This window comes from Intrasporangium sp. (genome assembly GCF_035688975.1).
Taxonomy (GTDB): Bacteria; Actinomycetota; Actinomycetes; order Actinomycetales; family Dermatophilaceae; genus CALMNV01.
Window position 1 is genome coordinate 24,960 of record NZ_DASSMH010000114.1, and the last position, 12,555, is coordinate 37,514.

A 12,555-nucleotide genomic window follows, 5' to 3' on the forward strand; every position below is an offset into this window, starting at 1 on the left:
CACCGAGCTAACGCCGGTCCCGGGGTTCCCTGCCCGTGTGCGGGGTCGATACGTTCCTGCCATGCAGCCGATCCGTGACGCCATCCTCTCCGGTGACCGGTCGGCGCCGGCGTATGCCGCCCTGCCGCTCCCCGAGTCCTACCGCGCGGTCACCGTCCACAAGGACGAGGTCGACATGTTCGAGGGCCTCGAGGCCAAGGACAAGGACCCGCGGCGCTCCCTCCACCTCGACGAGGTGCCGGTGCCGGAGCTGGCCCCCGGCGAGGCGCTCGTGGCCGTCATGGCGAGCTCGATCAACTACAACACCGTGTGGACCTCGATCTTCGAGCCGATGCCGACCTTCGGGTTCCTCGAGCGCTACGGGCGCACGTCGCCCTTCGCCAAGCGGCACGACCTGCCCTACCACATCGTCGGGTCCGACCTCGCGGGCGTCGTGCTGCGCACGGCACCCGACGTCAACCTGTGGAAGCCGGGCCAGGAGGTCGTGGCGCACTGCCTCTCCGTCGAGCTCGAGCACCACGACGGGCACAACGACACGATGCTCGACCCGGAGCAGCGGATCTGGGGCTTCGAGACGAACTTCGGTGGTCTCGCCGAGCTCGCGATCGTCAAGACCAACCAGCTCATGCCGAAGCCGGAGCACCTGACCTGGGAGGAGGCGGCCTCGCCCGGGCTCGTCAACTCCACGGCATACCGCCAGCTGATCTCGCGCAACGGCGCCGGCATGAAGCTCGGCGACCGCGTCCTCATCTGGGGCGCGAGCGGCGGGCTCGGCTCCTACGCCACGCAGATGGCGCTGGCCGGCGGCGGCCAGCCGATCTGCGTCGTGTCCTCGCCGGAGAAGGCGCAGCTGTGCCGGAGCATGGGGGCCGAGCTCGTCATCGACCGCAACGCCGAGGGCTACCGCTTCTGGAAGGACCCGCAGACCCAGGACCCCAAGGAGTGGCGCCGCTTCGGGACGCGCATCCGCGAGCTGACAGGCGGCCACGACCCCGACATCGTCTTCGAGCACCCCGGCCGGGAGACCTTCGGGGCGTCGGTGTTCGTCACCCGCAAGGGAGGCACCATCGTCACGTGCGCGTCGACGTCGGGCTACCAGCACGAATACGACAACCGCTACCTCTGGATGAGCCTCAAGCGGATCATCGGCTCCCACTTCGCCAACTACCGGGAGGCGTGGGAGGCCAACAGCCTCATCCGCCGCGGGCTCATCCACCCGACGCTGAGCAAGACGTACTCCCTCGATCAGGTGGGCCAGGCGGCCTACGACGTCCACCAGAACCGGCACCAGGGCAAGGTCGGCGTCCTCACGCTGGCGCCCGAGCCGGGCCTCGGCGTCAGCGACCCGGACAAGCGCGCCGCCCTGGAGACGCAGATCAACCGCTTCCGGGACCACTGAGGCCGCTCGCGCCTCCGACGGGCGCCGTCCCCCCAGCGGGCTAGGCTCGGCGACCGGAGGTGACGGTGTGGCAGCGCTGATGTGGCGACGGTGGATGAACTATCGGCGCGCCCAGCGGGACAAGCTCGCGGCGCTGCGGCGGGCCCAGTTCGGCGAGCGCGACGACGAGGCGGACCGGCCCGAGCCCCTGCGCGCCGACGAGGTCGCCGCGCTCGACGGAGCCGGCGGCGTGCCCCCCGCCGGCGGTCCGGGCCCGCTCGGCACCACCCTGCCGCTGGCGCCCGAGCCGCCGGTGCCGCCGGTCGCGAGCGGGCGCGGCTTCGGGGCGGCGGGGGTGCCGATCAACCGGCAGTCGCCCTTCTACCTCGGGTTCGTCGGGGCCCTCGGGGTGCTCGTCGCCTACGCGTTCGTGCAGGCCATCCAGCAGCTCAACACGACCATCACGCTGCTGCTCGTCTCGTTCTTCCTCACCCTCGCGCTCAACCCCCTGGTCGAGGGCCTGGTGCGCCGGCACCTGCGCCGCGGGCTCGCGGTCGCCATCGTCTTCCTCGGGGTCGTGGCGGTCTTCGGCCTGATCGGGTGGGTCGTCATCCCGCCCGTCGTCCAGCAGGGCGACACGCTCGCCAACAACGCGGCGGGGATGCTCGACGGCCTCCTGCAGAACCAGTGGATCCAGGACCTCGACCACCGCTACCAGATCATCCAGAGGGTCCAGGAGGAGATCACGAAGCGGGCGGCCGACGGCAACCTCTGGGCGGGCATCTTCGGCGGGGTCCTCGGCGCCGGCAAGGTCATCGCGACGGGCATCTTCAGCGTGCTCACCGTGCTCGTGCTCACCCTCTACTTCCTTGCCTCACTGCCGTCGGTCAAGCAGGCGGCCTACGCGATCGTGCCGGCGTCGCGGCGCCCGAGGGTCATCTCGCTCGCCGAGGAGATCATGCGGAGGGTCGGCTCCTACGCCATCGGACAGGTGGCCGTGGCGGCCATCAACGCCTTCTGCGCCTGGATCATGATGAGCCTGCTCCAGATCGAGTTCGCGGCAGTGCTCGCGGTGGCCGTGGGCTTCCTGGGGCTCGTCCCGATGGTCGGCGCCTCCTTGGGGGCGACGGTCGTGGCGGTGGTCGCGTTCTTCGACGAGCCGAAGAAGGCCCTCATCGTCGTCATCTACTTCGTCGTCTACCAGCAGCTCGAGAACTACGCCGTCATGCCGCGCGTCATGCAGCGCACCGTGGCCGTGCCGGGGGCCGTGACCGTCGTGGCGGCGCTCGCCGGCGGCACCCTGCTCGGCATGCTCGGGGCGCTGCTCGCGATCCCGGTCGCCGCAGGGCTGCTCCTGCTCTACGAGGAGGTCCTCGTCCCCAGGCAGCGCCACCACTGAAGGCTGGGCCCCCAGGCGCCTGGGGCCGAGGCCGGGCTCGCTGGCGCGGCCACGGCCGCCCCGCCGCGCGTTCGAGCGCGGCCAAGGCACGGACCGGCGGGCGTTCCCCCTGCCACGCCGGTCCGTGCGCCGTCCCCCGACAGGTCAAGGAGACCAGGGACTGCCCCCCGGCGCGAGTCCCCCGATGCGGGGACGTCCAGTGGCGGCGCAGGGGTATGCCGGACGTGTCCCCGCAAGAGGGGACGCGGCGTTGGGCGGCATACGGGAGCCTCCACTGACACCATGGGCCCCGTGACCGACACCGCAGCGCCTCGGGTCGCGGTCGTCGACGACCATCCCGCGATCCGGCTCGGCACCCTCGAGGGACTACGCCAACACCTGCCGCAGCTCTCTGGCGCCATCTCCGTCTCGACCGTCCCCGAGCTGCTCACACTCCTGCGCGACCCCGCGGAGCCACCGGACGTGGTCCTCCTGGACGTCTCCCTTGCTGACGGCAGCGTCCCCGCCGAGAACACCCGCCGGCTCACCGATGCTGGCGTGCGCGTGCTGCTGTACACGCAGGACAGCCGACCCGGCGTGGTCTCGCAGTGCTTCCGGGCGGGCGCCCTGGGGCTCGTCGGCAAGCACGAGGGGATGGAGGTGCTCGCCGAGGCCGTCCGGGCCGTGAGCAGCGGTGAGCCCTACCTGAGCGCGCAGTGGGCTGCCGCGCTCGACGCCGACAGCGGGTGGGCGGTCCCCCAGCTCGCCCCGCGGGAGCTGGAGGCCCTGCGGCTCTATGCGACCGGGATCGCGGTCAAGTCCGTGGCACGCCGCATGCAGATCAGCCCGGAGACCGTGCGCGAATACCTGCTCCGGGTCCGGCGCAAGTACGAGCAGGCGGGACGGCCCGCCGCGACCAAGTCGGATCTCTACTTCCGGGCCGTCGAGGACGGGCATCTGCCGCCGGCGCCGGGGGCATGAGGACGGGCGCCGGGGGCATGAGGACCGGTCCCGGTCCGACCGAGCCCCCCGCCTCGGCTCGACGGCCCGCTCGAGGGCGATCGTCAGGGGGATGGCTGCCCGGCACGTGGGACGACATCGCGGGACAGCACCGCCGGCCGACCCTGACCCGAGCGATCCTGGACCGTGCGATGTACCAGGCGGTCACCCTGGGGGGCTTCCTGGCGCTGCTGCTCTCCGCCGCAGCCGCCAGCTGGCAGCCGGCGACGCCGCGGATCCCTCACCTGTCGATCCTGGGCATCGCCGCGGAGGGCGCGTGCTTGTGCTGGTGCGGACTCGAGTCGACCCGGAGGGTGCAGTCGAGGACCGCCGTCCGCGCCCTCGTCGTCGTCAGTGCGCTGCTCCTCGGCGTGCTCCCCATCGCCTGGCCGCCGGGATCACTGGATGCCGACCGCCCCCCGCTCATGCACGTCGTCGTGTTCGGACTGATCGCCACGCCCTTCGCCTTCCGGCCCGCAGCCTCCATCCCGATGGGGGCAGCGGTGGCCGGCACCGCGTTCCTGCTGCGCCAACCGGCCATGAGCGTGCTGCCGGCCGCCATCGACGCGGCCCTGTTGGCGCTCACGGCATGGACCTTCGGGGCGGCCACGCACCTGCTGCTTCGGGCCGTTCGCAACGTCGACCTGGTCGAGGAGGTCCTGTGGCGGGCTCGGGAGGAGACGAGCCGGGCCACCCGCCGAGCCTACGAACGCGAGCGCTGGGACGCACTCGTCCACGACAAGGTCCTCGGAGCCCTCACGCTGGCCGCTCGCGGGGCCAGCCCCAGGGCGCTCGATGCGGCGGCAGAGCTGGCGGGGCAGGCGCTGCTGGAGTTTCACGGCGGGGAGCGGGGCGACTCGAGCCTGGGGGCCGCACTGCGCGAGCGGGCCAGCCTGCTCGGCCTGCAGCTCACCCTCGACCTCGATGGCGACGACACGGACCCGCACGTCGCGGCTGCGTTCCGGGACGCCGCCGACGAGGCGCTGACCAACGTCGCCAGACATTCCGGCCAGCGCGCCGCGACAGTGACCGGCCACCTCTCCCCACGGTCTGCTCGCCTCGTCGTCAGCGACCGAGGCGTGGGCTTCCATCCGGGGGCCCCGACGACCCGGGCCGGAGTCCGCCTCGGCATCGGACGCAGGGTCGGGTCGGTGGGCGGCACTGTGGACGTCGCCTCGCGACCTGGCCTGGGCACCACCGTGACCCTGCTCTGGGAGGCCCCTGACCCGAGCCAGCACCCTCCCACGACGTGGGACATGAGGACCTTCGGCCCGCTCATGGCGATCGGCACGATCGTCCTGCTGGGACACGTCCTCATGGGCGGATACCGGCTCGGCACCGCGCGCCACGAGGCCGTCGCGCTCGCTCTCGGGGCAATGCTGGTCGTCAACAGCGTGCTCATCGGGGTCGTCGTTCCCGCGCAGTCGCGCTGGCTGCCGACCCTCTCCGTCGTCGCCGTGGCGATCCCCGGCCTGCTGACCCTCAACCTGCGCGACGCGGCCACCTTCGACTGGAGATACTGGTTCGTCGGAGCACACGCAGTCGTCATCGGTGCGGTGGGTCTGCGGCGCAGCCCTCGCGCAGGCGGCGCCCTCGCAGGAGGCATCGTCCTTAGCATCTCCCTGGCACAACTGGCCGCCAGCGGGCACGTCTCACCCAGCGTGCCCTTCGCGGCCGCCCCTCAGCTACTCGGCACCGCCGTGGTGGCCGGGCTCTTCCGGGTCGCACTGGACCGGTCCACGGATGCCACCCGTCTGGCCACGGCGCAAGCGAGTGCGGTGCGGCTGGACCGGGCCATGCAGGAGATCAAGGCTGCCGAGGTGGCCGCGCGCACTCAGGCGATGGGCCGGGCCACCGTGCGGCACCTGGTCCGCATTGCCGCCGGCCATCCGGTCGCGCCAGACGAGGCCGAGACCCTGCTGCGGGCCGAGGCGTCCATCCGGGACCAGCTCACGGCCCGGGCGCTGATGTCCACCGACGTCGCCCCGGCGGTTCAGGACGCACGTGAACGCGGGGTGCAGGTCGAGCTGTTCGCCGACGCCCCGCTCGACGGACCGGGCGGGAGCGCGTTCGTCGAGGCGTGCGTGGCGTCCCTGCGCAGCTCACCCCCCGGGGCGCGGGTCCGGGCGGTGTGGCGACCATCGGTCGGCGGCCGCTTGGGCACGGTCGCGGTGACCGGGATCGAGCCCGGGGCCTCCCTGGGGGCGGCCGGCATCGAGATGTCGGCAGCCGGCCGGCTCTACGCCGAGGTGACGGCCGACGAGGACGCCATCCTCATCGAGGTGAGCGAGCCGCCGGCGCAGCCCTGCCTCAATGCCGTATGCCGCCCACCGGTGCCGGCTCGTGGGTCTGGTCGTGCGCCGGCCAGGTCCACTCGAGCGGAAGGGCGCCCGGGTTGACGCGCGCGACGACCTCCTCGAGCACCCGGCGCACGAAGGGCTCGCCGACCCAGAGGTGCTTCGCGCCCTCGACGGCGACGACCTCCGCCTGCGGCACGGCGGCGAAGCGCTCGCGGGCCTCGGCCGGGCGCAGGTAGTCGTCGAGCTCGGGCACGAGCGCGACGACCGGCTTGCCGGACGTGGCCCACGCGGCCAGGTGCTCGGGCCGGCTGTAGCGCAGTGGCGGGCTGAGCAGGATGGCGCCGGCGATGGACGGGTCGTTGCCGTGCATGAGGGTCATGTCCGTGCCGAAGGACCAGCCCACGAGCCACCGGTTCGGCAGCGGCGGGCTCTCGGCGAAGTCGGCGAACTCGATCGCCGCCAGCACGTCGTGCCGCTCGTGCTCGCCGTGCCCGAAGGTGCCCTCGCTCGTGCCCCGCGGCGACGCCACGCCGCGGAAGTTGAACCGCAGCACGGCGAGGTCGGCGAGGGCCGGCAGGCGGTATGCCGCCTTCTTCAACACATGGCTGTCCATGAACCCGCCGTGGGTGGGCAGCGGGTGCAGCGTGATGAGGGTGCCCACGGGGTCGCGGTCGAGCGGGAGGGCGAGCTCGCCGACGAGGGTGAGGCCGTCACCGGTGGCCAGCTCGATCTCCCGCCGCCGCGCCGGCAGGATCGAGCTGGCGCGGATGTCGTCCGGGTTGCGGGGCATGAGGGTGTCCTCGTCTCTCAGCGGTAGGCGTTGCCAGGCGGTCGGGCGTCGCGGCGCTGCCAGCAGCCGGTGTGCCAGTGCCGCCGGTCACCGACTCCTCCGACCCCCTCGGCCGGCCACGCCACGACGTGTGGCGTGCCGGGCACGACGTCCTGCTGGCAGCCCGGGCACAGGTAGGACCGGCTGGCCGAGGCGCCGCTGACGGTCCGCACCGTCCACAGCCCACCGGCATACCGCTCCTCCCGGGTCGACCCCCCGGAGATCCGAGCGACGTCGAGGGGGACGTGCTCGCGGGCATGCTTGCTGCGGCGGCGGTCCCTCGGCATGGCGGACATTCTCTCAGGGCGCGCCGCCACGACCGCACCCGCTCCCGCGGACCCCCTGGCACCCCCTTTAAGTCGAGTGGCCAGTTGTGCGCGGCCCCCTGGCACTCCCCTGAGTCGAGTGGCCAGTTGTGCGCGGGCCCATGCGTGCAGAAGTGGCCACTCGACAAGGAGGGCACGGGCCCATGCGTGCAGAAGTGGCCACTCGACAAGGAGGGCACGGACCCGGGTGGAAGCGCCGGCTGCTCTCTGGCAGGGTCTGACGAGCAGGCGGTGGACCAGCCGGTCGTGCCTGCTCCGCGAGTCGACGTGGAGGTCGCATGGAGTGCAAAGACGTGTCCGGCCTTCCGCACCATGACGGCTCCGCGACGTACGTCTCCGACCTGACGCCGGACGTCGGCGACACGGTCTCGGTCTTTCTACGGGTACCCAGGGCGAGCGGAGTGACTCGGGCACTGCTGCGCACCTACATCGACGGTGAGCAGGCACTGACCGAGACGAGAGTCGACCGGGAAACCGACCACGAGGTGTGGCTGCGAGGCGACATCCCGGTGGAGAACCCCGTGGTGAACTACCGCTGGCTGCTCGACGGGGTCCCCGGTGGCTACCAGTGGCTGAACGGCGAGGGCGCCCACCCACACGACGTGACCGACGCCGCGGACTTCCGCATCACCACCCACCCGGCCCCGCCGTCGTGGGCAGCCGAAGCCGTGCTCTACCAGATCTTCCCGGACCGTTTCGCCAAGTCGGTCGAACGTCCCGCCCCCGACTGGGCGATCCCACAGGCGTGGGACGACCCCGTGGTCGGCACCGGCCCCGAGACCCCGTTGCAGTACTTCGGCGGTGACCTCGACGGCATCACCGCGCACCTGGACCACATCGCCTCGACGGGCGCCAACACGGTGTATCTCACACCGATCTTCCCGGGGCGCTCCAACCACCGCTACGACGCGACGACCTTCGACCACGTCGACCCCCTCCTGGGAGGTGACGAGGCGCTTGCCCGGCTCTCGGACGCCGTGCACGCCCGCGGGATGCGGTTGATGGGCGACCTGACCACGAACCACTGCGGCGCGGCGCACGAGTGGTTCCAGCGCGCCTTCGCCGACGCGTCCTGCCCGGAGGCCGCCTACTTCACCTTCACACGTCACCCGGACGAGTACGTCTGCTGGTTCGGGCACCCTTCCCTGCCCAAGTTCGACCACCGGAATGCGGGTCTGCGCCGTGCCCTCTACGAGGGACCGGACTCCACGGTGGCCAAGTGGCTCGGCGCGCACGGTCTGGACGGGTGGCGGATCGACGTCGCCAACATGACCGGCCGGCTCGGCACGGTCGACCTCAACCACCTGGTCGCGACCACGCTGCGCGCGACGATGGCCCAGGCCAACCCCGAGTCGCTCCTGCTCGCCGAGCACTCCCACGACGCCTCGCACGACCTTCTGGGAGACGGGTGGCACGGCGTCATGAACTACGCCGGCTTCGCACGGCCCCTGTGGCAGTGGTTGAAGCGCCCCGAGCCGGTGACGTTCGACCCGGGACCGTTCACGCCGTGGGCACGCTTCCCGGCCACCTCGATGGTCGCCGCGATGCGCGCGTTCACGGCTGCGCAGCCCTGGCGTGCGACCGCGCACGCCCTGAACCTGGTCGGCTCGCACGACGTGCCGCGGATCGCGACCTTCCTGGGAGACGACGGGCTGGTCACCGTCGCGTTCGGACTCCTCGCGTCGATGCCCGGGATCCCGATGCTGTGGGCGGGCGACGAGATCGGCCAGCAGGGCGTCAACGGCGAGGACGGGCGCCGTCCCTTCCCGTGGCACGACCCCGGGCAGTGGGACACCCGTCGACTGGCCACGAACCGGGCCCTGTTCGCCGCCCGCGCCGAGAGCCCCGCGCTGCGCCACGGCGGCCTGCGCTGGCTCGCCGTCGGTGACGACGCCGTCACGTTCCTGCGGGAGGCACCCGAGGAGCGGGTGCTCGTCCACGCGGCCCGCGCCGAGCACGTGCCGGTCCGTCTGGCCAGCGCCCTCCTCGGAAGCGAGCTCATCGGCCTCGGAGCGACGGCCGACATCCGGGCCGACACCGACGGCACCGTCACGCTGCCCGCGGACGGACCCGCCTTCTCCATGTGGCGCTGCTGACCAACGCAGTCACGGACAACGCCTCCGCAACCGAGGTCCGTGGGTGTGGTGTCCAGCCCGACCGCCCTCGGGCCGCCGACCTGCCTTGCTCACCCGTGGGTGCGGAAGCCGCGTCCCGTCTTGCGGCCGAGGTAGCCGGCCGTGACCAGGTGCTCCAGCATGGGCGCCGGCGCGAAGCCGGGCTCCCGGAACTCGAGGTAGAGCTCGCGCTGGATCGCGAGCGACACGTCGAGCCCGACGACGTCGAGCAGCTCGAACGGCCCCATCGGCAAGCCGCAGCCGGTCTTCATGGCCGTGTCGATGTCGTCCGCGCTGGCGTAGTTGGCCTCGAGCATCTTGACGGCGTCGTTGAGGTAGGGAAAGAGGAGTGCGTTGACGATGAAGCCGGCCCGGTCACCGCACGTGACGGGGTGCTTGCCCACCCTTCGGCAGAGGTCCTGCACGGTGGCCACGACGTCGTCGCCCGTGGAGACCGTCCGCACGACCTCGACCAGGCGCATGACCTGGGCCGGGTTGAAGAAGTGCATGCCCACGACGTCCTGCGGGCGCGCCGTGACCGCCGCCAGCTCGACGACGGGCAGCGAGGAGGTCGTCGTCGCGAGGATGGCCCCCGGCCGGCAGATCTCGTCGAGATTCTCGAAGAGGGCCTGCTTGACGGCGAGGTCCTCGACGACGGCCTCCACGACGAGGTCGACGTCGCCAAGGTCGTCGAGCGTCGTCGACCCGGTCAGGCGCCCGAGCGCGGCGTCGCGCTCCTGCTCGGTGACCTTGCCGCGCTGCACCGCCTTCTCGAGGCTCTTGGTGACCGCAGCGCGCACCCCCTCGGCCTTGGCGGCGCCCCGGGTCGTGTAGACGACGTCGAAGCCGGCCCTGGCGAAGACCTCGACGATACCGGTCGCCATCGTCCCGGACCCCACGACGCCGACCGTGCGCACGGTGCGCAGCGACCCGTCCGGGCCCCCCGGCAGGCCGGCCTCGGTGCGGGCCCCGGGCGTGAGGGCGTCCGCGACGACCTCGGAGCTGCCGGGAGCGGCATACGTGTAGAACCCCCGGCCGGTCTTGCGCCCCTTGAGCCCGGCACTGACCATCTGCTTGAGGATGGGGGCGGGCGCGTGGAGCCGGTCGCGGCCCTGCCGGTACATCGTGTCGAGGATGGCGTATGCCGTGTCGAGGCCGATGAGGTCCATGAGCGCGAGGGGGCCCATGGGGTAGCCGCACCCGAGGCGCATCGCCGCGTCGATGTCCTCGCGGGACGCGTACCGGCTCTCGAACATGGCCACCGCATGGTTGAGGTAGCCGAGGAGCAGCGCGTTGGCGATGAAGCCGGCCCGGTCCCCGACGACGACGGGCCGCTTGCCCAGACGCTCTGCGAGGGCCTTGACCTCCTCGAAGACGTCGTCGGCCGTGATGACGGTGTGGATGACCTCGACGAACTGCAGCACGGGCGCCGGGTTGAAGAAGTGCATGCCGACGACGCGCTTGGGGTTCGCCGTCGCCACGGCGATCTCGGTGACCGGCAGCGAGGAGGTGTTCGTCGCGAGGATGGCGTCCTCCGCGACGATCGTGTCGAGCTTGGCGAAGATCTCCTTCTTGAGCTCGAGGACCTCGGGGACCGCCTCCACGACGAGCTCGCAGGGTGCGAGGTCGCCCAGGTCCGAGGTGAAGGTCACGCGCCCGAGCAGGGCCCCCTGCTCCTCCTCGGTGAGCTTGCCCCGGGCGACGGCGCGGTCGGTCGAGTGCATCAGGCCGGCGCGTCCCCGCTGCAGCGTCTCCGCCGACGCCTCCACGGCGACGACGTCGATCCCCTGGCGCGCGAAGACCTCGACGATGCCGGCACCCATGGTGCCGAGTCCGATCACGCCGACCGTGGAGAAGGTGCGAGCCATGGTCGCGAGTGTGGCAGAGGTGGGACGGCCGCCGCGCCGTCACGGGACGCGACGGTGGTCACAACGGGCCGCGGGCGACGCGTAGGCTGTGCCGGTGCGTCTCGTCATCGCCCGCTGCAGCGTCGACTACGACGGGCGCCTGACCGCCCACCTGCCGCTCGCCACCCGGCTGCTGCTCGTCAAGGCCGACGGGTCGGTGCTCGTGCACAGCGACGGCGGCTCCTACAAGCCGCTCAACTGGATGGCGCCGCCCTGTGCCATGGCCGAGGCGGAGCCCGACGAGGTGCAGGTGGCGGCCGGTGTGACGGCCGTCTGGCACGTCCGGCACGCCAAGAGCGACGACCGCCTCACCGTGGCGATCCACCAGATCCTCCACGACACCGAGCACGAGCTCGGGGTCGACCCCGGTCTCGTCAAGGACGGTGTGGAGGCGCACCTCCAACACCTGCTCGCCGAGCAGATCACCTTGCTGGGCGAGGGCTACTCGCTCGTCCGCCGCGAGCACATGACCGCGATCGGGCCGGTCGACATCCTCGCGCGCGACGCGTCGGGCAGCAGCGTTGCGGTGGAGATCAAGCGGCGGGGCGACATCGACGGAGTCGAGCAGCTGACCCGCTACCTGGAGCTGATGAACCGGGACCCGCACCTGGCCCCGGTGGGGGGCGTCTTCGCGGCCCAGGAGATCAAGCCGCAGGCCCGGACGCTGGCCGAGGACCGCGGCATACGGTGTGTCGTGCTCGACTACGACGCCCTCAAGGGCATCGACGACGCAGACGCCCGCCTCTTCTGAGCCCGGGGCCCATGCTGCTGTCGGTCCTGCGAGAGCCAAAGCCCAGAAGTGGCCGCGGCATCTGGCCAGTTGGAGGCGATGCCGCCAACCTGCATCGGGATCGAGGGGGAGCCCTGGACCTCGAAGCCGGGCACACTCTGACCCATGAAGCTCTTCACCGATCCCGCGGCTGTCGCGGCGATAATTGCCGCACTCGTGTCCGGGGCGGTGACGTGGCTGTTCCGGTTCCTGGACCATCCCCGCCCGAGATGGATCCTGCTCGGATGGGGTGGCGGCCGAGCCGAGCTAACCGACTCCCACGGGATGCCGGTAGAGGGCACGAAGGTCACCGTCGACATGGTCAATGTAGGGACTGGCGCTGCTCATGGGGTACTCATCACGGGGCACCTGTGCGATGTACACCTCTTGGCAGAGGCGGGCGCCAGGTCCACCGAAACCCGACTCCCCAGATCCATCGTGCCGGTGTGGGCGCAGGGTGACAACGTGCGGATCCACGCTGTGACGAGCAATGACAACCTCGACCATGCGACCTTCACGCTCAAGTGGTATCAGCCGCCCGCTCGGCCCAGTCGC

The 12,555-nt window shown here is 71.8% G+C and carries 10 protein-coding genes; 7 read left to right on the forward strand and 3 right to left on the reverse strand.

Annotated features, from left to right (window positions below; genetic code table 11):
• Positions 1 to 61 precede the first annotated feature (61 nt).
• The 4 genes from ccrA to VFJ94_RS11900 all read left to right on the forward strand — a co-directional run bounded on the left by ccrA (position 62) and on the right by VFJ94_RS11900 (position 6,154).
• Entirely contained in the window at positions 62 to 1,399 is a 1,338-nt protein-coding gene (gene ccrA / locus VFJ94_RS11885) for a crotonyl-CoA carboxylase/reductase (protein WP_325004423.1), read from the forward strand.
• 67 nt (positions 1,400 to 1,466) lie between these two features.
• Positions 1,467 to 2,777 (forward strand): AI-2E family transporter, encoded by a 1,311-nt coding sequence (locus VFJ94_RS11890; RefSeq protein WP_325004424.1) that lies wholly within the window; start codon positions 1,467 to 1,469, stop codon positions 2,775 to 2,777.
• A 291-nt stretch (positions 2,778 to 3,068) separates the two neighbouring features.
• Positions 3,069 to 3,737 carry a response regulator transcription factor gene (locus tag VFJ94_RS11895; RefSeq protein WP_325004425.1) on the forward strand — a complete coding sequence of 223 codons (669 nt, stop codon included), beginning with the start codon at positions 3,069 to 3,071 and terminating at the stop codon, positions 3,735 to 3,737.
• A gap of 170 nt (positions 3,738 to 3,907) precedes the next feature.
• Entirely contained in the window at positions 3,908 to 6,154 is a 2,247-nt protein-coding gene (locus VFJ94_RS11900; RefSeq protein WP_325004426.1) for a hypothetical protein, read from the forward strand.
• Here VFJ94_RS11900 and VFJ94_RS11905 read toward each other — a convergent pair.
• Positions 6,066 to 6,845: an alpha/beta hydrolase gene (locus VFJ94_RS11905; protein ID WP_325004427.1), complete on the reverse strand. Its 780-nt coding sequence runs from the start codon at positions 6,843 to 6,845 to the stop codon at positions 6,066 to 6,068. The two genes, VFJ94_RS11900 and VFJ94_RS11905, sit on opposite strands and share 89 nt — an antisense overlap.
• A 17-nt stretch (positions 6,846 to 6,862) precedes the next feature.
• Positions 6,863 to 7,171, reverse strand: coding sequence for a hypothetical protein (locus VFJ94_RS11910; RefSeq protein WP_325004428.1), 309 nt, complete (start codon positions 7,169 to 7,171; stop codon positions 6,863 to 6,865).
• 440 nt (positions 7,172 to 7,611) lie between these two features.
• Between VFJ94_RS11910 and VFJ94_RS11915 the strand changes: the two genes are divergently transcribed.
• Positions 7,612 to 9,306 (forward strand): glycoside hydrolase family 13 protein, encoded by a 1,695-nt coding sequence (locus VFJ94_RS11915; RefSeq protein WP_325004429.1) that lies wholly within the window; start codon positions 7,612 to 7,614, stop codon positions 9,304 to 9,306.
• A gap of 89 nt (positions 9,307 to 9,395) precedes the next feature.
• Here the strand turns inward: VFJ94_RS11915 and VFJ94_RS11920 are convergent, their stop codons facing one another.
• Entirely contained in the window at positions 9,396 to 11,192 is a 1,797-nt protein-coding gene (locus VFJ94_RS11920) for a 3-hydroxybutyryl-CoA dehydrogenase (RefSeq protein WP_325004430.1), read from the reverse strand.
• A gap of 94 nt (positions 11,193 to 11,286) precedes the next feature.
• On the opposite strand from VFJ94_RS11920, the gene nucS reads away from it, so the two are divergent.
• Both nucS and VFJ94_RS11930 read left to right on the forward strand, forming a co-directional pair.
• Complete coding sequence (gene nucS, locus VFJ94_RS11925; protein WP_325004431.1) at positions 11,287 to 11,982, forward strand: endonuclease NucS; 696 nt, start codon at positions 11,287 to 11,289, stop codon at positions 11,980 to 11,982.
• 144 nt (positions 11,983 to 12,126) lie between these two features.
• On the forward strand, positions 12,127 to 12,555 hold a 429-nt coding region (locus tag VFJ94_RS11930), incomplete at its 3' end, for a hypothetical protein (RefSeq protein ID WP_325004432.1).

Excerpts from the sequence above, each read along its gene's own strand:
- ccrA (WP_325004423.1), top strand. The coding sequence starts at position 62 with ATGCAGCCGATCCGTGACGCCATCCTCTCCGGTGACCGGTCGGCGCCG.
- VFJ94_RS11900 (WP_325004426.1), top strand. The coding sequence starts at position 3,908 with ATGTACCAGGCGGTCACCCTGGGGGGCTTCCTGGCGCTGCTGCTCTCC.
- VFJ94_RS11905 (WP_325004427.1), bottom strand. The coding sequence starts at position 6,845 with ATGCCCCGCAACCCGGACGACATCCGCGCCAGCTCGATCCTGCCGGCG.
- VFJ94_RS11910 (WP_325004428.1), bottom strand. The coding sequence starts at position 7,171 with ATGCCGAGGGACCGCCGCCGCAGCAAGCATGCCCGCGAGCACGTCCCC.
- VFJ94_RS11920 (WP_325004430.1), bottom strand. The coding sequence starts at position 11,192 with ATGGCTCGCACCTTCTCCACGGTCGGCGTGATCGGACTCGGCACCATG.